Raw genomic sequence first — 20,318 nt, 5'->3', positions numbered from 1 at the left:
ACCAGCGAGGTGCCGATGGCCATGGGCAGCGGCATGGACGTCGCCAGCATCAGGCCCGGCACGATCAGGAAGCCTCCGCCGATTCCGAAGAAGCCGGAGAACAGGCCCACCGCGAACCCGATGCCGAGCAGCCAGGGCAGGAGCACCGGGGCGCTCCGTTTGGTCAGGCGCACGTCCGGATCGCCCTCGCCGCGCCGCCGGCGCAGCATCAGGCCGCCGACCGCCAGCATCACGAACCCGAACAGGGCGAGCAGGCTCTGCCCGTCGACCGCCCTGGCCGCGGCCGAGCCGGCCAGGGCGCCGAGGACGCCGGCGAGCGAGAACGCCCCTGCGCACCGCCACTTCACGTTCCCGGCCCGCCACTGCGGGACGAGGTTGCCGGCCGCGCTGACCGAGACCGCCAGGGCGCTGGTGCCGATGGCGACATGGGGCGAGTTCACGCCGACCGCGTAGGTCAGGAGGGGCACTGCCAGGATCGAGCCGCCTCCGCCGACGAGGCCGAGGACCACGCCGACGAGCCCACCCGAGCCCGCCGCCAGGCCGAAGGTGACGAAGCTCGCCATCACGCATCCGCCGGCGCGGCAGAGGTGGACGCCGCTTGCCGGGAGACGGCGGATGGCAGGGCCTGGAACAGCAGCATGCCGACGACCATGGCGGCGACGAAGACCGCGGCCCGGGTCGGCACGACCGAGAGGAGGGTCAGCGCCGGCCCGGGGCAGAGGCCGGCCAAGCCCCAGCCGATGCCGAAGACCGCGGCGCCCGTCAGCAAGCGCGGATCGAGGTCGCGCCGCGTCGGGATCTCCAGCTTGGGCGCGAGCACTGGCCGGCCCCGGCGCGTCGCGATGCGGTAACCGGCGGCCGAGACCGTGACGGCACCCGCCATGACGAAGGCGAGGCTCGGGTCCCAGCGGCCGGTCACGTCGAGGAAGGCGAGGACCTTGGCCGGGTTGGCCATGCCGGAGACGATGAGGCCAAGCCCGAACAGCAGGCCGGCCGCGAACGCGGACACGATCCTGGACATGGTCAGGCTCCGATCAGGTGACGCGTGACGAAGACCGTCACGGCGGCGGCGGCCATGAATGTGCCGGTCGCCACGAGGGAGCGGGGCGAGCCGCGGCCGACGCCGCAGACGCCGTGGCCGCTGGTGCAGCCGGCTCCGAGCCGCGCGCCGAAACCGACCAGCAATCCCGCAAGCCCGAGGAGCGGGAGCGAGGCCTCGACCGCCACGGGCGGCCTGCCGCCGCCGAGGCCGGCGTGGACGAGGGGCGCGAGAAGCAGGCCGGCGAGGAAGGCGGCGCGCCAGCCGATCCCGCCGGTGCTCGGCGGCAGCAGGCCGCCCAGAATGCCGCTGACGCCCGCGATGCGGCCGTTGAGTATCAGGAAGAGCGCTGCGGAGGCGCCGATCATGAGACCGCCGAAAACGGCGGAAAGCGGGGTGAAGGTATCCATGGCACTCACTCCTGGACCGCGGTGCCGGGCGTCTCGCGCAGGCTTGGAGCGATCCCTCAGGCGCCGGGGGCGTGGCCGTCGTGAGCGGCAGCGTCCAGCGACGGCGCCACCAGATTAGTGATGTCTAAATTAGAAATATCTAATCAAATGTCAAGGGATGGCGGGGAGACGCCGGATGGTCCGGGACGGCGGAACGGGCCGCGCTCCACACCGCCCCTGGCGTGAACCGCCGGATCGAGGCGGCGCTTCACGAGAGCCTCCGCTGGCACGGGGGCATCCCGAGGCGAGCGGCCGGCGGTCGCGCGAACTGGACGGGAATGGGATCGCGGGCCCACGTCGGCGGCCAACGCGGCGACGCTGGCCGGGATGGCTCTCGGGAGCGGTCACGGACCGGCGCCGGTCACGGCTCCCGGCGGCCGTGGCCGCCTTTCTGCCGCCTCACGCCGTCCAGGACTGGGGCCCGCCGTTGCCTGTCCTGAGGCGCCTCGACCTTCGGGCCGCCCGGGCGATCGATGTCGAGCGCGACGCCCTGCGGGCACGCCGGGGGTTCCGATCCGGTTGGCCCCGGAGCCGACGACCGTGGCAGCCGGGTCGACCACGCCGTCACGGCGGCGCTGGGTGGACGGCCAAGCCGCCGACGCGGCGGAGCGCGCGCCTGGCGGAGCCCTGGTTACCCGATCAGCCCGCCTCCGGGCAGAAGATGTCCTTGAGCGTCGCGAGCAGGCGCGCGGCGCGGGGATCCTCCAGGCGATAGTGGAGCGTCTGGCTCTCGCGCCGGAAGGCGACCAGCCCGTCCTCGCGCAGCTTGGCAAGATGCTGCGAGAGGGCCGATTGGCTGAGGTCCACCGCCTCGGCCAGGCTCGTCACGTCCATCTCGCCCCGGGCGACCAGCAGGCATAGGATGAGGAGACGCTTCTCGTTCGCGAGAAGGCGCAGCAGGCGCGCGGCATCGGCCGCCTTGTCCTGAAGACGCAGCAGGTCGGTCGTTGTCACCGCATCCATCGACGTCGGCCGCCCTGTATTAGACAACCCTGTTTTAGCTGGCACTAACATGGTGGCTCTGACAGGAATTCCCAACCCTGGCGATGCCGGGCAGGCAGACGTGGCCGGCGCGTAACGCGCTCGACATCTTCGCCCGGCATCGCATGTTTCCCGCGGGAGCATCATCCGTCGAAGCCGGTGAGTCCACCGTGGGACGCAGGACAACCGCGCCTGCGGGCGGGAGCGCGCGCTCGAAGCCGTCCGGGAAGCTCTCTGATGGACGTCTCAAGGCGGCGCCACCGGAATTCAGTCGGCAGCGGCGGGCTCGGCACGCGCTCGGGGGAGACCGCCCGGCAGGTCGCTCTCGCGCAACGGGTTCATGGTCCGCGCCGCGGCCAGCACGGGACGGCGGCGTCGGCCACACCGGGACGGGCAGAGCACACGCGCCCGCCCACGCCCGTCGGCGCCGGCCAGCGACCGAGCCTGCCGATCCCCGGGAACGGACTGTTTCATGCGCTCTTCACGCAGACCCGGGGATCCGCTGTCAACCGCTTGAACTTGCTCACACTCTGCGTCCTTGCTCATTCACGAGCCGGAGCAGGCCGAGCCGCGTTGACCTGGCAAGTGATGAGTGCCTTCCTCCGCCGTTCGCGAAGGCGCAGGCTCCCACGTCGAGGCAAGGCTTCTCCCCAGGCATCGGCACCGGACCCTCCGTTCCGGGAACATGGCGGCCTTCCGAACAGGCCGGGTGATGCCCGCGCAGCGGCCTGCGGAAGCCCGGCCGCTCTTCCTCGTCGCTCATCCAGCCCCGACGTCGGCCATCGCGGCGCGGGTCACCGGGACGACCCGGCCGCTCGTCACGAAGACGATCAGGCCGAGGCGCGCGCCCGTCGCGAGAAGGTATCGGGCCACCTGACGCCGGTAGTCGGCGAGGACCGCCTCCGCAGGATCCACGTCGCTTTTCCAGTCCACCACGATGTCCGGCTTGCCGACCGCGTCGCAGGCAATCGCGTCCACCACGCCCGCCGTCGCCTGGTCCTCGTCGGCGAGGCTCTCGAACCCGAACACGGGCAACTCGGCCTGGAGGCGCTCGCGGATCCCGGCGATCTCGGGAAGGCCGAGCGCCCGGGTCACGCTGGCCGCGACCTCGGCCAGGTCGACCTCGGCCCCGGCAGCGTCGCCGGTTCCGAGACCGAGCTGCCGGGCGAGGAGCCCGGCGCGCCGTCCGAGATCGTCGCCTTCGCTCGCCTCGCCCGTGAGGATCTCCTCCAGCAGCTTGTGGATGAGGATGCCGCGCTCCCGGCTGCCTGTCGGCCGTCCCCCGGGTCCGCGCCCGCCGTCGGTACCGCCCTCGACCAGGCCGGGGGCGCCGGACGTCTCGGGACCCGCCGCATCGCCGCGGCTGGGGACGATCCAGCGCAAGCGGCGCTGCCGGGCGACGGCGGCGGCCTCGGCGGCGAAGATTTCCCGTGTCTGACCGTTCGCGAATTCCGGCGCGACGGCCGGCGTCCCGACCGGCAGCCGCTCCACGTCGATGGACGGCAAATCCGCCAGCCCGAGGTCGACCACCGCCGACCAGGACGTGCTGGCGCCCGGCTCGGCGAACCGCGTGAGCACCAGCGTCTCGCGGGCCCGCGTCGCCGCCACGTACCAGAGGCGGACCCGCTCGTTCCCGACCTCGCGCTTCTCGGCCTCCAGCGCCTCGTCGTAACCGGCCGGGCGCACCCCGAAGACCGGGCAGTAGAGACAGTTCGAGGCGCGGTCGACCAGGGCTCCGGAGACGGCCTTGGTCCGGGTGGTGGTGTTGATCGGGATCACGACGGGCCATTCGAGCCCCTTGGACGCGTGCATGGTGAGCAAGGAGACCGCGGCCTCCTGCGCGTCCGGCCGGCCCTCGACCGTGCGCGTCCGGCCCTCCCAGGCCGCCCTCATCGCCCCCGCGAAGGCCCGCAGGCCGCGCACGGCGAACGGGCGCGACATTTCCAGGAACAGGTCGATGTTGGCCAGCGCCCTCTCGGCGTGGCCGTCGTGACGCTGCTGCACCACCGGGCGCAGCATGAGCGCGTCGACGGCTTGGCTGAGGATGTCGTGCGGTGTCGTGCCGAGCGCCCGCTTCGCCAGGGCCTGCAACCGTTCCAGCACCGGCCGGGCCACCGGATGGTTCACGTGCGCGACATCGACGTGCAGGCGCAGCCTGGGGACGCTCTCCGGGCGCTCCGGGTCGCGCGGCAGTCCGTCGACGAGGTCGAGCAACTCCTCGTCGGTCAGGCCGACGGCCGGCCCCCGCAGCAGGGCCCCGAGCGCGAGCGTGTCGCGCGGGTCGGCGAGCACCCGCGTCAGCGCGATCAGGTCATGCACCTCCTGCCGCCGGAAGAAGCCCTTGCCGGCCTGGGTCGAGACGGGGATGCCCCTGGCCTCAAGCGCCTCCTCGTACCGCCAGAGGTCGCTCCCGCTCGGTGCCAGCAGCGCGATGTCGCCGGCCCGGAGCGTGCGGGTGCCCGCGCGCTTGCAGGTCACGAGCTGGTGCCCGATCAGGCGCGCGCAAAGGTCCGCGACCGCTTCCGCCTCGGCGTCGCGCAGCGCCTCCGCGGTCCGCTTCGCCCCGTCGGCACCGGCCGGCACGTCGAGCGCCGCGATGCAGGGTCCGCGGTCGTGGTCGGGATGGAAGGCGTCGAGCGCCGCGAACCCGGGTTGCCCGACCCCGTTCAGGATGTCGCCGAAGCGTTCGTCCACGTAGGCGAGGATCGAGCGGCAGGACCGGAAGTTCGTCGAGATCGCGAGGACGTCGTCGGGCGAGCGCGCGAGGATGCGGTCGCGCGCCCGGACGTAGGTCGACACGTCCGCCCCGCGGAAGCGGTAGATCGCCTGCTTCGGATCGCCGACCAGGAACAGCGCGCCCGGCCGCAGCACGCGTTCCGTCCACGCGTCGGCCGCGCCGTCGGGCAGCTCGCCGCACAGCCGCCAGAGGATCTCCGTCTGAATCGGGTCCGTGTCCTGGAACTCGTCGACCAGGACGTGGCGGTAGCGGCGCCCCAGCGCCTGCCGCACGGTCTCGTGCGCGCGGAGCAGCGTGGCGGCCGCGGCGATCAGGTCGTCGAAATCGAGCAGGGCGCCGTCGCGCTTTCGGGCCTGGTACCGGTCGAGAACGGTCCGCACCGTTCCGACGAGCCTGGCCAGGAGTTCGCTCGCGGCGTTGGCCTTCAGCCGGCGCCAAGCCTCGCAGCACGCGACGTGCAGGCGCTCGGCCGACGCCTGGAGCCGGTCGGCCTCCGTCTTCGGAAGGCCGACCAGCTTGGCGGCGCCGGCCCACTTGCCTTTGCCCCCGCGGTACTTCGCGAAGTCGCCGTCCGCCTTGCACAGGCTCGCCTCCGCCGCCGCCGTCAGGATGGCGACGAGGTCGGCGTCGGCGACGCCGGTGTCCGGCAGCCGCGCGGCCATCGCCTGGAACGCCCGCACGTTCGCGGCGGTCTCACCCTCGGAAACCCCGCAGCTCCGCTGGAAGTCCGCGAAGGCCTGCACGCTGGCGCCGAAGGCCCGCACCAGGTCGGGAAGGGGTTCCGCCGGCGCGGTGCCCACCGCGCGCCCCTCGCGCAGGCAGCCGGCCACGCGGTCGATGGCCGCCAGGGCCGCGTCCGGGTCGGCCAGCACCATCTCCGCGACAAGGCCGCCGCCGCCGGAGAGGCACTCGCGGAGCCAGCCGTCGCGCAGATCCTGGAAGATGCCGTCCGCCTCCGCCTCGTCGGCGACCCGGGCGCCCGGGTCGATGTCGGCCTCGACCGGGTAGGGCTTGACCAGGCGCTGGCAGAACCCGTGGATGGTGGTGCAGGCCAGCGCGTCGAGATGCTCGCCGGCCTCGACCAGCCGGGCTCGCTGATCCGGAGACAACCCGTTCGGGAGGACGACCCGCAGCTCCTCCGGGACCTGCCCCTCGACCAGCCGGCCGACGACCTCGCCGACGCGCTCCAGCAGCTCGCTGGCGGCGAGTTCCGTGAAGGTGACCGCCGCGATGGATCCGGGGGCGACGCCCGCGGCCAGCATCATGGCGATGCGGCCGGCCATCAGCGCCGTCTTCCCGGATCCGGCCCCGGCCTCCACGAGCAGCGACCTGTCGTGGGCGGTCATGGCGAGCGCGCGCTGGGCCGCGTCGGCGAGGCCCCGGTCGTGGGCGGTCATCAGGCGGCCTCCCAGACGCGGGCGGCCTCGCCGAGCGCCGTCGTCACCAGGTCGTGCTTGCGCGGGCAGTAGGTCTTGTCGGCGTTCGCCGGCAGCGCGAAGGCCAGGTCGTTCCAGGCATCCCGGGCATCGGGGCCGGCGAAGGCGTTGCCGGCCCGCAGGCTCGCGCCGGCCGCGACGAGATACGTGGCCAGCTCGTCGAGGGCCTCGTCCGGCCGTTCGAGCCGGAGGCACAGGAATTCCCGCGGGAAGTGCAGCGAGGCATCGATCGACACGTCCGCGCCGAGGAGCACGCGGGTGGCGTAGCCGTACAGGCACCGCTGCAGTTCGCGGCCGCCGTCGAGGACCGTCCCCGCCTCGCGGGGCTTGCCGGTCTTGTAGTCGCGCACCCGCGCGCTGCCGCGGTCGTGCGACAGGTCGAGCCGGTCGATGTAGCCGGAGATCCGGAAACCGGTGCCGGGTATCGTGACCGTGGCGTCGCTGTCCCAGGGGAGGGGGTGGTGGTCGCGCTTCGGCGGCTGCCCGCCGAACGGGACCTCGACCCAGCTTCCCTGCCCGAGGAGAGGCTGGTCGGGGTGGGTGAGCGCGGCCAGGGCGAGCGCGGCCGTCTCGTCCAGGGTCCGCCGCCAGATCAGCCGCGGCGGGATCGGGCGCTCGCGCTCCCAGACCTCGGCGACGGTGGCGAGGACCGCGGCCAGCGCCCGGCGCTTGCCCGCGTCCGTCGACGGGGCGAAGCCGCCATCCGCCTCCAGGGCGACCACCGCGCGTTCGAGCACCTCGTGCAGGAGGTTGCCGAAGGCCTGATGACCGAGCGTGAGCGGCTCCGCGGCCGCGTCGGCCGTCTCCAGGCCGAGCCCGTAGGTCCAGACGAAGCCCAGCGGGTCGCGCAGGAGCTTGCGCAGCGACCGGGCGGAATGGGTGCGATCCAGGATCGCGAGCACGACCGGGTGGTCCGGCCGGACGCGCCCGTCGTGCGCGGTCAGCTCCGCCCGGCCCCAGGCCCGCCAGCAGCCCGCCGCGCAGATGGCCGGGGCCGTCGCGCGGAACTCCGCCGGCCGGGCCATGAGTCGGTCGACCTCGCCCACGGCGTGGGCCGGGACGCGGTTGCGCCCCAGGTAGGTCTCGGCCGCGCCGAACTCGCGCAGCAGCGGGCTCCTCCCGAGCAGGCGCCCGTCGGGGCCGCGCCGCGGCCGGGACAGCACGACGGCCCCGGCGCTGGTGGCCAGAATCGCGCGGAAGTCGCTCCTGTCGGCCAGCGGCCTGGGGAAGGGGTCGAGAAGACGGGACGGCACGAGATGGTCCGACAGCAGCCGATCTTCCGCGCTGACCTGCGGCCAGCCGCGCGAGCTCAGCCCGAGCAGGCGCACGAAGCGCCGCGGGGCGGCGGCCAGCGCCGAGGCGGGGGCCCAGACGACCGAGGCGCAGGCGTCCGCCCCGTCGTCGATGCGCAGGCGTCCCAGCGTCAGGTCGACGACGGCCGGCGCCCCCTCGATCAAGGCCTTGCGCCAGATCCGGAGCGCCAGGCCGTGCAGGAAGCGCTCTCCCGCCTCCGCCGCGACCGACACGCCCTGCACGAGCACGCCCACGACGTCCCGCAGCGCCGGGACGTGGTCCTGCCCGTCCGGGAAATCCTCTGCCCGGAGGCTGTTCAGCAGCCGTTCCCAGGCCGTCGGGTCGGTCAGCGGCGCCTCGCGCGGAAGGACGCGGGTCCATCGCTCGGGCAACGCGGCGAAGGGACCGGGGCCGTCGCGCAGGAGGGCCGCCAAGCGGCGGACGCCGTCCTGCGAGATCCCCCTGACCAGGACGTCGGCGAGGGCGGCCGCGGCCTGCCCCTCGCGGACGCTGGCGGCGGGCACCCCGTGGACGAAGCGCACGTCGAGGTTCGCCTCCGCCCGGAGCGCGAGCACGACGTCGTCGTACTCCTCGGTGCGGCAGGCCGCGACCGCGATGTCCGCGGGCGCGGCCTGCCCGGACGCCATCAGCTCGCGGGCCCAGCGCAGCGCCTCCAGGACCTCGTGCCTCGGGGTCGCCGCGCTGCAGACCGCGACCGCCGGCCGTTCCGGCGCGCACGTGACGACGCGGATGCCGGCCGCCTCCACCCAATCCGGGACGGAGCGCGGCCCCGCCACCCAGGTCACGGGAACGTGCGCGACCAGGGATGCGACGAGGCCGCGCCAGCACGGCGGCACGTCCGGGAGCCCGACGATCTCGACGGGCCCGAGCACCCGCGGCGCGTGGGCGAGACGCGCCCGCGCGGCCTCGGCGAGGTCGACGGGCCGCATCATCCCGGCCGGCAGGCGGGCGAGGACGGCCTCCTCCAGGCGCCGGACCGAGGCGGTCCGGTCGGCCGGGTCGGCCGACCGCGCCAGGTCGAAGGCGGCCAGCCACGCCTTCCGCACGGTCTCGGCGGCGGCGTCGACCATGCCCGGCAGCGTCTTGATGGGATCGAGCTCGCCGAGGTCCGTTTCGGCGAGGGCGGCCGGCAGAAGGCTCTTGAGCGTCTCGTCGTCGACCGGTCGCGCGAAGCCCCCGGCGAGGCGCGCCACCATGCGCTCCACGGGCATGAGCTGGACGCCATGGTCGGACCGGCGCGCGGCGGCCAGCCGGCCGTCCGACATGGCGAGGCGGCCTTGGATCACCACCGTCCGGCGCGCCATCATGCGAATCATTTCCCCGACCGTCGACCGTCACCCATCTCCGGCGAGGCTGAAGAAACGGTCAAGCTCGTACGAGTCGCCCCGGCCCAGCCGTGCACAACCTGCTCGAACCTGACGATGGCCGAGGCTTTGGCTCCGCGCCCGGGCGCGAGCTTGCGCGCTCTTCCCGGCGCGCCCGTGCCCAGCGCGGCCCGCTCGGGGTCGCCAGCTTCCCCTGGGCCCGCTCGGCCGCGCCCGTCACCGGGCGTCAGGCTTCGGGCACGCCGTCGAGCATCTCGGCGGCCAAGCCCGGCATCCGCGCCAGGACGCCCTCGTTTCGCCGGGCCCAGAAGCGCCGCAGCAGCGTCTCCGGAACATGCTCGTCGTACTTCGCGGTCTGGATGGTCCCGACGAACTCCGCGACGGCCGCGAAATCGCCCGGCACCATGCTCGCAACCCTGCGCAGGACCGCTCGGGCGTCGTCCGGGCTCACCCCGGGGAGCGTGACGCCAAGGTCGTGCGGCTCCGCCGGCAACCCGAGCATCGACAGGATGACCGCCAGGACGTCGCACGTCGCGCTGCCGCGCCACGCGAAGAGGTGAAGGTCGCGCCCGGTGTGCACCATCCGGGAGCGTCCCAGACCGAGGCGGCGGTAGGCCGACCGCCCCTCCGCGAGGAAGGTGCGGGCCCGCGCGTCGAGGTAGGCCGGCACGTCGTCGGCCTCGAAGACGCCGCGCATCTCCGCGAGGAGGCGGTCGTGCGTGGGCTCGGCGAACAGCCGCTCGAACTTCGGGATCACCCCGCCCCGGTGCGCGGAGACCTGCAGGACGTGGGCCCGCTCGTCCACCTCCTCGACCAGCCAGCGGCGCCCGGCGAAGACGACCAGGGTGCCCTGGGCGACCGCGTTGGTGAGCGGGATCGTGCCGAGCGCCCGGGTCCCGGCGACCAGGCGCCACTCCGCCCCGCTGTCGAACAGGGCGTAGAACTCGCGCGCGTGGACGAGGCGCTCGCCGCGCTCGCCCAGGAGCAGCGTGCCGTCCGGCGCCTGCTCGATGAGGCCCACCCCCGTCCGGGCCGCGCCGCGCAGCAGCTCCGCGAAGTCGCCCGGCGTCACCGAGGCGAACACCCCGGGACCGCAGAGAAGCCGATGGAGCGCGTCGGCCCGGGCGCCGCCGCGCTGCGCGATCACGGACAGGACCTGGTGCAGCAGGGCGGTCGCGAGCGCGGCGTCGCTGGCCAGCGGCGGCTCCACGAAGCGGGCGGCGAGCAGGCGGATGGCCGCGACCGCGCGCACCGCGTCCTGGCGAAGCTCGTCGAGGACCGAGGAGCGCGTGTCGAGCTCCTGCTCGCGGACGTAGATCCGGAGGATGGCGGGCACGCCCGGCCGCCGCCCCGTCCGGCCCAGGCGCTGCCGCAGCGACGCCAGCGAGCGGGGCGCGCCGACCTGGGCGACGGACCGCACCGAGCCGATGTCGATGCCCAGTTCCAGGGTGGAGGTGCAGACCGCGGTGGTCGGCAGGGACGCGTCCTTGAGGCGGCTTTCGAGCTCCTCGCGCAACTCCTTGGAGAGGTTGCCGTGGTGCGGGAAGAACTCGTTGGGGACCTCGCCCCGTTCGGCCCGGCGCCGCAGCCTGTCGGAGAGGGCCTCCACCAGCCGCCTGGAGCCGCCGAAGACCAGGTTGTTGCTGCCCCTCAGCGAGGCGAACAGGTGGTCCGTGATCGCGTCGAGTGCCGGCACCGGCCCTGCGCCGGCCGCGCCCTCCGCCTCGGCCCCGTCGGTGCCGTCGGCGTCGAGCGGCTCCAGGTAGCCGAGGATCCGAAGCTGGAGGTCCAGGCCGGCCCCGCCGTCCTGGAGCAGGCGGACGCGCTCCGGCGCGGTCGGGCGAAGCCAGGCCGCCGCAGCCTCGGCGTCGCCGATGGTGGCCGACAGGCCGACCCGTCGCGTCCTGCCCGGCGCGCCGAGGGCCTCGACACGTCTCAGCAGCGACGCCAGGTGGAGCCCCCGTGGGCCCGACAGGAGGGCATGCACTTCGTCGACGACCACGAAATCCAACGCCGCCAGCAATCGACTGGCATCGGCGGGACGCCGGATCAGCAGGGCCTCGACGGATTCCGGGGTGATCAGGGCGATGCCGGCCGGCTTGGCCAGCATCCGCGCCTTGGCCGATTGCGGCGCATCCCCGTGCCAGCGGACAAGCGGGATCTCCATCCGCTCGCAGAGCTGGTCGAGCCGCTGGAACTGGTCGTTGATGAGCGCCTTCAGGGGGCTCACGTAGAGCACCGCCAGGCCGGGTTCGGCCCGGCCGGCGATCCGGGTCAGGATGGGCAGGAAGGCCGCCTCGGTCTTGCCGGCCGCCGTCGCCGCGGCGACCAACACGTCGTCACCGCCGTCGAGGACGGCGTCGATCGCGCGCGCCTGGATGTCCCGCAGCCCCGTCCAACCCTGCTCCCGGATCCAGGAGCGGACCTCCGGGGCGAGGCGGTCGAAGGCCCCGTCGCGGAGGCGCCGCTCAGAGGCGGAAGCTGACGAGCTCATCGCCGGGCGCCGGGCTGGAGGGGACGTCGGCGTCCGCCCCGGCGTCATCTGCCTGGTCGTCGCTGCGGACCTCGACGTGCCCGAGCAGCTCCTTCCAGCCCGTGCCGGGGTTCTGCTCGATGACGGCAAGCAATTGAACGAAGGCGCGGATCGTGTTGCGCGGCGTCCGGAAGTAGGCCTCGCCGATCCGGTCGTTGCAGTGACCCATGAAGGCGCCGAGCGCCTCGTCCGGCACGAGGTGCCTGGCGGGGTCGCCGCCGGCGAACACCGCCCGGATGTTCGACAGCAGGATCAGCATGTCCTCCGGGGTCAGGTTCTGCAGCCGGATCACCGGGCCCGACAGGTCGACCAGGCCGCCCTTCGCGAAGGCATTCTCCGCCAGCCGGCTCTGGAGCGCCTGGTAGCTGTACAGCCCGCGGCGGGTGTCGAGCAGGAATTCCGGCGTGCCGCCCAGGGCCAGGCCGAGCCCGCGCACGTTCCCCTGCAGCACATCGTTGAGGATGCGCAGGACCTGCTCGAAGTTCTGGTTGCGCGCCTGCGCGCTCTGGAGCTTGTACAGGTTGACCAGCTCGTCGAAGACGACGAACAGGCCGCCGTAGCCCGCGAGCCGGACGAAGGCGGCGAGCAGCTTGAGCGCGTCGTAGACGTTGTCGTCGTCGACGATGGTCCGCACGCCCAGCGCCTGCCGGGCCTCGGTCCGCGTCGAGAACTCGCCGCGGAGCCAGCGCAGGGCCGCCGCCTTCAGCGCCTCGTTCCCGTCCTCGCTCCCGCGCCAGTACGCCTTCAGGACGACCGCGTAGTCGTAGCCCCCGACCTCGTCCTGGAGCGGCGCGAGCCTGCGGTCGATGACCCGCTCGACGGGCAGGCCGGCCTGTTGCGCCTCCTTGACCGCGTCCGTGACGAAGCGCTCGACGACGCTGCCCAGGGCGCCCCCGTCCGGCTTGGTGCGGGTCGCCATGTTGCGCAGGGCCTCGGCGTAGAGGGCCCGCGCCTGCCCCGCGCTGGCGTGCAAGCGGCGGTCCGGCGCGAGGTCCGCGTGCACGGTGACGAGCTTGCGTTCGAGGGCGACGAGCCGGACCAGGTTGAGGAAGAAGGTCTTCCCGGCCCCGTACTCGCCGATCACGAACCGGATCGAGGACCCCTCGTCGGCGACGCGGTCGATGTCGCGCACCAGGGCGGCGATCTCGGCGGCGCGCCCGACCTGGACGTGGCGCAGGCCCGTGCGCGGCACGACGCCGGCCGAGAGGGCCTGCAGGATCGCGTCACGGTCCCGCGGGCGGATGGTCGGGGCTGGCTGCATGGGGCTAGGCGGTGGTGCTGGGGAGCAGGTGGAGGCGAAGGTGGGCCGCGATGGTGACCGGGTCGTCGTGCTCGATCAAGGCCTCGTCGAAGCGCTCGAAGCCCCATTCGTTGATGGTCTCAAGCGCCCCGTCGGGAAACAGGCCGTTCGCGCGGGCCGCCCGGTCGAACGCCTCGCGCGGCATCGGGTCCGGGGATGCGGCGACCGCGGCGAGCAGGCCGGCATGGGCCGGATCGAGCCCGGCCGGGCCCGTGTCCGCCGGTGCCGGCGCGGGCGCTTCCGGGGCGACGCCACCCGGCGGCGAAACCGTGCCCGCACCTGACCCGGGCGCCGAGTCCTCGACGAAGATGTCCGAGAGCAGGCTTGCGACCGCCTGCGTCTCGCGGCGAACGCGCTCCAGCCGCGATGCGTCGATGACGACGCGCCCGGAAGCGCGGTCGCCGACGTCCCCGCGCGGTTGGCTCCCGTCGGCGCCCCGCGGCTCCGCCGACGCGGCCGACCCGAGCGGCCCGCGATGCAGGGCGGCGTAGATCCCGTCGGCCGGCAGCGCGAGGAACGCGTGCAACCGTTCGAGGAACCGCACCTCCGCGGGTTTGGCTTGACCGCCGGCCATGACGGCCGCGAGCGCCGCCCGCGCGCAGGCCTGGCGCTCGGACAGGGGGCGGCCCGCCAACCGCCTCAGGATCCCCTGCGGCTTCGGCGGGTTGCGGTGGATCGACAGGGCGTAGGCGGTCAGGCGGGATTTCTCGGCAAGGCTGAGGGTATCGGTGCCCCGGATCGCGGCGAGCATCCCGTCGGCGGCGCCCTGGGACACCGCGCCGTCCGACGCCGCGGCGAGGCATGCGGCCTCGATGACGCCGCGCAGCGCCAGGTACTCGGGGCGTGTCGCGTCGACCGGTGCCCCGGCGGCCCCCTTGAACAGGACGACCGCCGCATCGGCGTCCGAGGCCGAGGCGCCGGCGCGAGGTTCCGGCCCGTAGCGGCGGTCCGGTTCGATGCCGATGCCGACCCGGTCGAGCGCTTGGCAGAGCTGCGTCACGCCGGCCTGCGGCACGCGGCCTTCCTCCGGCAGCGGGATCTCCATCACCTCAAGCAGCCGGCGCAGGGACGTGGCCGGCATGGCCGCTCCGGCGGCGAACAGGGCCTCGCAGCGCTCGCCGACGGCCGTCCACGCGTCGCCTGCGCAGGCCAGGTCCGGCGGCAGGAGCAGGGCCGCCTGCACGCTCCCGCGGGCGTCCGGGCGCCTGCCGACGAAGCGGCTGAACGCATCGAGCTCGTCGGTGCAGGCCTCGACGAGCTCGCGGAGCTTCCTCACGGGGGCGGAGACGGCAGCGATATCGGGCAGGGACCCCGGCGCCTTGAGGTCCACCTGGAACGTCGAACTGGCGGCTCGATAGGACGCCTTGATCCGCGCCTTCGGCGCGCCGACCTTGAGTCCCTTCGGGTATTTGGCCGGGAACCGGAGGCGCCAGAGCGCCGCGAACTCGTCCGGGCATCGCGTCACCGGCGTGCGGAAGCCGCGGTCGGGCAGGCCCGCCAGCCAGAGGAGGGCGTCGTCCGCGTCGAGGGGCTGGCCGTCGGCCAGCTTCCGGCCGAGATGGACCCTGACGGCGAGCGGCAGTTCGTAGCTGTAGAAATTCGGGTCGAGGTTCAGCTCGGGACGCCGCTCCTCCGCCGCGGGCACCAACAGCCGGGCGGCCTCGACGAAGCTCCGCGCATAGGCCTGGAACGAGCTGTTCGCCCCGTAGATCGCGCGCAGGCGCTCGACCTCCGCGACCAGCACGGGCGCGTCGGCCGCGACCCCTTCCTTGAACAGCCGGTATTCCAGACCGTAGAAGTACAGGAAGACGAGCGCGATGCTGGCCGCGGGGTCGGAGCGCCCCCCGGCCAGCCAGTCCAGGTAGGCGCGGCGGCCCGCCGGGTTCAGCCCGTCGTACCGGCACCAGTAGGTCAGGCCGGTCGCCGAGCCCCGCCCCGCCTTCGCCACGGGAAGCGCGGGATCGATCAGGCAGTTCTCCCTGCGCCACGGATCCGACCCGAGCTTCTCGCCGACGTAGATCAGCCCTCCCGTCACCGTCAGGCCCTGGATCTCGACCGGTTCGCCGGGAGGGACCCAGCGCGCCGACCGGCCCCGCTTGCCGCGCCCCTCCGGCGAGGGTTGCGGCACGGGCGCGGGATCGTCGGGTAGGGGCGTGACCGTGAAGGCAGGCTCGACGTGCGCCTCGGAGGCAACCGCCTCGGGGGGCCGTCGACCGAACGTGTCTCGCGGTCCCTCGGGCGGGGCGGGCAGGGGGGTCGCGGGGATGGCGAGGTCAGGCGGAGCATGGATCGTGGACGGCGCGGGGTCGACCGGCGCGCTCGCGGCTTCCGTGGTCGCGCCCGCGCCCGTCGCGCGGTCGCCCGAACGGCGTCCGAGGCTCATCCAGCCGACCAGGAGGACCGTCGCGCCCGTGACGAGGGCCGGCCAGCCCACCTGGACGAACTGCATCGCGGCGGCCGCCAGCGCCACGGCCGATCCGAGCAACAGAAGGCCTTCCCGGGCTCGGCCGGCCCCCGGTTCGCGCCCTGCCATGGACCGCGCCTCACCGCTCGCCACGGCCACCCCTGCGCCCAGCAGGGTCGGCGCGCCAATCCCGTGCCCGAGCCCGGCCCTCGGCAGGGCTGCACCGGCGCTGCGCCACGGGTCCGACAGGCCGGGACGGCGCGCCGGCAAGGTTCGCCGCCGCGGCGAGCCGCGACACGGTATCCGCGTCGAGATGGTGGCCGGGCGCCGTCGCCATCCGGCGCAGGTAGTCGGCCAGCCTCGGGCCGACGGCCTGCCCGGGTTCGAGGAGGATGCGCAGCGCCCGGAGCGCCGTGCCGCGCGGGTTCGGGTCTTCCTCCAGGTTGATGTCGACCGTGCCGTGACCCAGCCAGGCCGCGAACCGCGGGCCGTGGTGAACCCGGTGGCAGCCGCACAGGTACAGCACGGCGTCCCGGTCGAAGAAGGTCGTGTGGACGAGGTCGGCCAGGCGCGTCGCGCGGACGTGGCCGGTGCGCACCGCCCAGGTGGAGGGGAGGGCCCAGACGTCGTAGGAGTGCCGGCGGCCGGCGATCCGGTACCCGCCGAAACGGTTGCGCACGGCGCGGCCGTCGCGCAGCAGCTCCGCCAGGCGCCCCGGCGCGGTGTCCACGACGAGGTCCACGTCCGACCCGAACGCGTCGGCCCCGCCCCAGGCGATGTCGCGGGGCATGCCCCCGAAGATGGCGACCTCGCCGGCCTGGCCCAGGTGGCCGATCAGGTCCGCGATCTCGTCGCCGCCACGGGCCTCGTCCGCGAGGAAGGCCCGCATCCGCCGGCCCAGCTCGGCCCCGTCCCGGGCGCGCCTGCCCGGGTCAGCCATGGTGCCGCCCCAGGTCGTCGCGCAGCGATACCGCGAAGGTATCGGTCATGCCCGAGATCATGTCGGTGATGAGTTGCAACTCCCGGTAGCGCATCGGCATCCGGTTGCCCGGAGCCTCGGCGACCCGCCGGTAGTTCTCCGAGATCCGGGAGTAGACGTAGGCCGGCAGGGCCTCGCGATCCGACCTCAGGTCGTCCGGGTCCTTGCGCTCGACCACGGCCGTCCAGAACATGTCCATGAGCTCGTGGAGCGTGCGGTGGCCGGCGAGCTCGACCTCAAGGACGCTGCGGTGGCGGTAGACGTGGAACTTCGCGAAGCGCTTGAGCGAGGTCCACAGCACGACGGCGTCCGAGGCCGCCATCAACTCCCTGTCGAACGCGCCGGCCATGATGGCGTCCCGGTTGGCGACGAAGGCCCCGACGGCCGCCCGGACCATCGTCCCGATGGCGTCGACGCGGAACATCTGCATCGAGATGTCGTCGAGTTCCCCGGGCGAGAGTCCCTCGTCGCGGAAGTCGGCATGGTAGCGCTCCGCCCGCTCGCAGACCCCGAGGGTGACCTCGTCGTCGCAGGCATCGTGGCGCAGCCACGCCGTCAGCACGTTGAAGTTGATCAGGTTCTTCTTGGCGGCGTCCTCGACGTCCACGACCGAGTAGGCGATGTCGTCGCAAGCCTCCATCACGAAGGTCAGCGGATGCCGCACGCCCTGGCGCAGCCCGGTCTCCGCCCAGACCTCCGCGGCGATGCCGGCCTCGGACTGGAAGAAGTTGAACTTCTTCCGGGCATGGGACGACTTGTCGACCGCGTCCGAGGGCACGGGGTACTTCATCAGGGCCGCCAGGAAGGCGTAGGTCATGTTGAGCCCGAAATCGTCGTTCAGGATCTGCAGCCGGGTCAGCAAGCGGAACGCCTGCGCGTTGCCCTCGAACGCCAGGAAGTCCCGGCGCATCGGCTCGGTCAGGCCCGGCGCGTCGAAGATCGCGAAGGAGCCCGGCTCCTCCGAACGGGGTGTCGCGTGACGCTTCATCCAGGTCTGGATCGCGGTCTCGCCCTGGTGCCCGAAAGGCGGGTTGCCGAGGTCGTGGGCGAGCCCGATGGCCTCCAGCAGGGCCGGCACGTTGCGCAGGGGCTCGACCGACGCCGGGAAGCCGAGCGCCTCGCCGTGGACGAAGGCCAGGGTGGTCCCCATGCTCCGCGCCATGTTCGCCACCTCGTGGCTGTGGGTCAGCCGCGTGCGGACGCTGTCGTTGCGCTCCAGCGGGAAGACCTGCGTCTTGTCCTGGAGGCGCCGCACCGGGGTGGAGAACAGGATGCGGTCGTGATCGCGTTCGTGCTGGGTCCGATCCTCGCCCAGCCTCGGTTCGTGCGCCTTCCCGCCGGGCCTCGGCTTGCGACGCCGGGAATTCAGAAGGGCCGTCCAGTCGAGTTGCTCGCCCATCCTCGGTCCTGTCCCCGCGGCGACGCCGGCTCCGCCGCCTCCCACAACCGCATGACGCATGGTCTACGTTCCGGCTCTCCCGCCCGTCACGTCCGATTCCGGCCGTTGTCCACGGATTCGTTTCCGCATGGTGCCGGCCCGCGTCGCAAGAGGGTAGGGCACCCGGACCGGAAAGGGAACATTGCGGGAACGATGGCGGCGGCGCTGAGGGGCGGCCGGGCAGGCATGCGGCCTCGCACGGATGCCGTCGGCAGCGGTCCCGTACGCCTGACGCGGGCGCCGGCGGCCTCCTCTATGCCCGCCGGATCGCGGGAAGGGCGACGCGTCAGCTTGGCTGAACGGCCCGGCCCCCGTGTCGGTACGGATCAAGCCGGTCGAGAAGTGGCAGGCCTTCCGCCCGGTGGTTGGCGTCGCGGATCGGTGCGCCGTAGGGTCGACGGTGTCATGAAGAACGCTTCGACCGCTGCCTATCCCGACCGGTCCGACATCCTTGCTCGGAAAGCGGAAGGGCGCCGCGAGCTCGCCGCCCTGACCTTCGGCGAGAAGATCGCTCGGATGGAGGCCCTGCGCGACCGCCTCGCGCCGATCCGCGCCGCGCGCGAAGCTCGCTTGAGGCGCGCCTCCCTACGTTCCTGACCCGCCGTCGTTCCGTCCCCGGGTTGGGGACGGCGAGGTCCGGATCCCGCGCCGGCGGCCACGAAGCTGACCCGCTCCGCGCGAACGACGCCCTGCCTCGGCGGCTGCCTCTGCCGCCGCGCGGGCGCCTGCGCGCTCGCCCGGCTCAACCGATCCGCCCGAGCGCGGGGAAGGCCTCCAGGATGAGGGCGGCCACGGCGGTCATGCGGTCGGTGATCATCAGCAGACCCATCGCCACCATGACGCCGCCGCCGACCACCTGAAGGGCACGGCCGAACCAGCGCAGGGTCCGAAGGCGCGCGACGAAGCCGGACAGGAACAGGGCCGCGGCCACGAACGGCACGCCGAGGCCGAGCGAGTAGACGGTGAGCAGGGCGACGCCCTTGCCCGAGGCCGAGGAGGCCGTGACCGCCAGGATGGCGCCGAGGACGGGACCGATGCAGGGGGTCCATCCGAAGGCGAAGGCCGTTCCGAGGAGATAGGCGGCGACCGGCCCTCGCCCCGGCGGATCGCCGTGCCAGCGCAGCTCGCGCTGCAGCCAGGCGGGCCGCAGCAGACCGGCCGTGAACAGGCCGAACAGGATCACGAGGAGGCCCGAGGCGAGGTTCAGCGCCTCGCGATGGGCGAGCAGGGCGAAGCCGAGCGCGCTCGCCCCCGCGCCGAACGCGACGAAGACGGTCGTGAACCCGAGCACGAAGCAGAGGCTCAGGCCGAGCGTGCGCAGGCTGTCGCGCCCGCCGGCAGCCGACTGGCCCGCGACGTAGGACACGTAGCCCGGGACGAGGGGCAGCACGCAGGGCGACAGGAACGACACGGCGCCGGCCGCGAAGGCCGCCACGAAGCCCACGCTTGAGGCGTCGATGGCCATGGTCTCAGGCCCGGCGCAGGGATGAAGGCAGGCTCGTCACTCCCGCCCGTCCCCCGCCGCGGCGAAGGTCTTGCGGGGGCGCTGGCGCTCCGCCTCGGTCCCGCCGGGCCCCGGCGGCTTGCGTGCCGCCGCACCCCGGACCGGCTCGCGCTGTCCGGCAAGGGCAACCGGGCCCGAGGCCGGCATCGCGACCTCGCGCGGCCCTGCGGCCAGGGCCTCGGGGCGGCTCACCTCGCCGAGCCCGTTTCCCATCGCCATCATGGTCTCGCGGAAAGCCCGGTGCTGGCCACCGTCCTCGTACACCAGCCGGACGGCCGGCGTCCCGCTCGCCACGAGGGCGGCGACCTGCCGCTCGTCGTCCGCCTGCTTCCGCGCGACCGCGCCGGCCGTGGCCTCGTCGCCGCCGGCATCGAACACGTAGCGACCGCCCGCGGCGCCGACGACCGGCTCGGCCCACGTCACCTCGAAGCGGTCGGACCCCTCCTTGAGGTTCCTCCAGAACGCGACGTTCGGATCCTGCCGATGCCGGGCCAGGTTCTCCGGGGTCATGCGGAACGGATAGGATTGGAACTGGACGGCACGCTGCCCGCCCGCGAAGGCCTCGCGCACCACGGCATAGAGCTCCGAGATCGCCTCGTCCGTCATCGCGAAGCAGCCCCGCGACGAGCAGGAGCCGTGCACCATCAGGTGCGCGCCCGTGCGTCCCAGGGAGCGGTCGTACTCGTTCGGGTACCCGAGGTCGAACGAGAGATAGAGGCTCGAATTCGGGTTCAGGGACGCGGGCGTGACCGCGTAGAAGCCCTCCGGCGCCTGCCGGTCCCCCTCCCGGGTCTTGGGCCCGAGCTGGCCCGACCAGCGGCACATCGGATAGGTCTTCAGGAGGGCGTACCTGCCGTCCGCGCCGCGCTTCCAGAGCTC

At 73.6% G+C, this 20,318-nt stretch carries 14 protein-coding genes; 1 reads left to right on the top strand and 13 read right to left on the bottom strand.

Annotation, left to right across the window (positions count from 1 at the left end; genetic code table 11):
* From MFF42_RS11820 to dgt, 11 genes are all read right to left on the bottom strand, one after another.
* Positions 1 to 563 (bottom strand): sulfite exporter TauE/SafE family protein (locus tag MFF42_RS11820; RefSeq protein WP_238255918.1); only part of this gene is annotated, 563 nt, incomplete at its 3' end.
* Positions 563 to 1,021, bottom strand: a complete 459-nt coding sequence (locus tag MFF42_RS11815) for a YeeE/YedE family protein (RefSeq protein WP_012752928.1) — start codon at positions 1,019 to 1,021, stop codon at positions 563 to 565. The genes MFF42_RS11820 and MFF42_RS11815, both read right to left, overlap by 1 nt.
* Before the next feature lie 2 nt (positions 1,022 to 1,023).
* Entirely contained in the window at positions 1,024 to 1,449 is a 426-nt protein-coding gene (locus tag MFF42_RS11810; protein WP_066918776.1) for a YeeE/YedE family protein, read from the bottom strand.
* 678 nt (positions 1,450 to 2,127) lie between these two features.
* The gene (locus MFF42_RS11805; protein WP_012752930.1) at positions 2,128 to 2,451 is read right to left on the bottom strand and encodes an ArsR/SmtB family transcription factor; all 324 of its coding nucleotides are present in this window, start codon (positions 2,449 to 2,451) and stop codon (positions 2,128 to 2,130) included.
* Positions 2,452 to 3,228: 777 nt separating this feature from the next.
* Positions 3,229 to 6,603, bottom strand: coding sequence for a UvrD-helicase domain-containing protein (locus MFF42_RS11800; protein ID WP_066918778.1), 3,375 nt, complete (start codon positions 6,601 to 6,603; stop codon positions 3,229 to 3,231).
* Entirely contained in the window at positions 6,603 to 9,263 is a 2,661-nt protein-coding gene (locus MFF42_RS11795; protein ID WP_238255917.1) for a PD-(D/E)XK nuclease family protein, read from the bottom strand. Before MFF42_RS11795 ends, MFF42_RS11800 begins: the two co-directional genes overlap by 1 nt.
* A gap of 244 nt (positions 9,264 to 9,507) precedes the next feature.
* Complete coding sequence (locus MFF42_RS11790; protein ID WP_012752933.1) at positions 9,508 to 11,775, bottom strand: DEAD/DEAH box helicase; 2,268 nt, start codon at positions 11,773 to 11,775, stop codon at positions 9,508 to 9,510.
* Complete coding sequence (locus tag MFF42_RS11785; RefSeq protein WP_066925038.1) at positions 11,750 to 13,075, bottom strand: ATP-binding protein; 1,326 nt, start codon at positions 13,073 to 13,075, stop codon at positions 11,750 to 11,752. The genes MFF42_RS11790 and MFF42_RS11785 overlap by 26 nt, the downstream gene beginning before the upstream one ends.
* A gap of 4 nt (positions 13,076 to 13,079) precedes the next feature.
* Positions 13,080 to 15,599, bottom strand: a complete 2,520-nt coding sequence (locus MFF42_RS11780; protein WP_238255916.1) for a tellurite resistance TerB family protein — start codon at positions 15,597 to 15,599, stop codon at positions 13,080 to 13,082.
* A 58-nt stretch (positions 15,600 to 15,657) separates the two neighbouring features.
* On the bottom strand, positions 15,658 to 16,458 hold the full coding sequence (locus tag MFF42_RS11775; RefSeq protein WP_012752936.1) for a hypothetical protein: 801 nt from the start codon (positions 16,456 to 16,458) through the stop codon (positions 15,658 to 15,660).
* A complete protein-coding gene (dgt, locus tag MFF42_RS11770) occupies positions 16,451 to 17,896 on the bottom strand; it encodes a dGTP triphosphohydrolase (RefSeq protein ID WP_012752937.1) in 1,446 nt (481 codons plus the stop codon). Before dgt ends, MFF42_RS11775 begins: the two co-directional genes overlap by 8 nt.
* 444 nt (positions 17,897 to 18,340) lie before the next feature.
* Here dgt and MFF42_RS11765 point away from each other — a divergent pair, with 444 nt between their 5' ends.
* Complete coding sequence (locus tag MFF42_RS11765) at positions 18,341 to 18,532, top strand: hypothetical protein (protein WP_009861980.1); 192 nt, start codon at positions 18,341 to 18,343, stop codon at positions 18,530 to 18,532.
* Positions 18,533 to 18,677: 145 nt separating this feature from the next.
* Here the strand turns inward: MFF42_RS11765 and MFF42_RS11760 are convergent, their stop codons facing one another.
* The gene (locus MFF42_RS11760; protein ID WP_012752938.1) at positions 18,678 to 19,400 is read right to left on the bottom strand and encodes a cytochrome c biogenesis CcdA family protein; all 723 of its coding nucleotides are present in this window, start codon (positions 19,398 to 19,400) and stop codon (positions 18,678 to 18,680) included.
* Positions 19,401 to 19,436: 36 nt separating this feature from the next.
* The coding region (locus MFF42_RS11755; protein ID WP_238255915.1) for a L,D-transpeptidase family protein at positions 19,437 to 20,318 on the bottom strand (882 nt) is incomplete at its 5' end.

It is taken from the genome of Methylorubrum podarium (assembly GCF_022179745.1).
GTDB lineage: Bacteria > Pseudomonadota > Alphaproteobacteria > Rhizobiales > Beijerinckiaceae > Methylobacterium > Methylobacterium podarium.
Note: the sequence above shows the minus strand (reverse complement) of the source record. Positions and strands in the feature narration are given on the sequence as shown.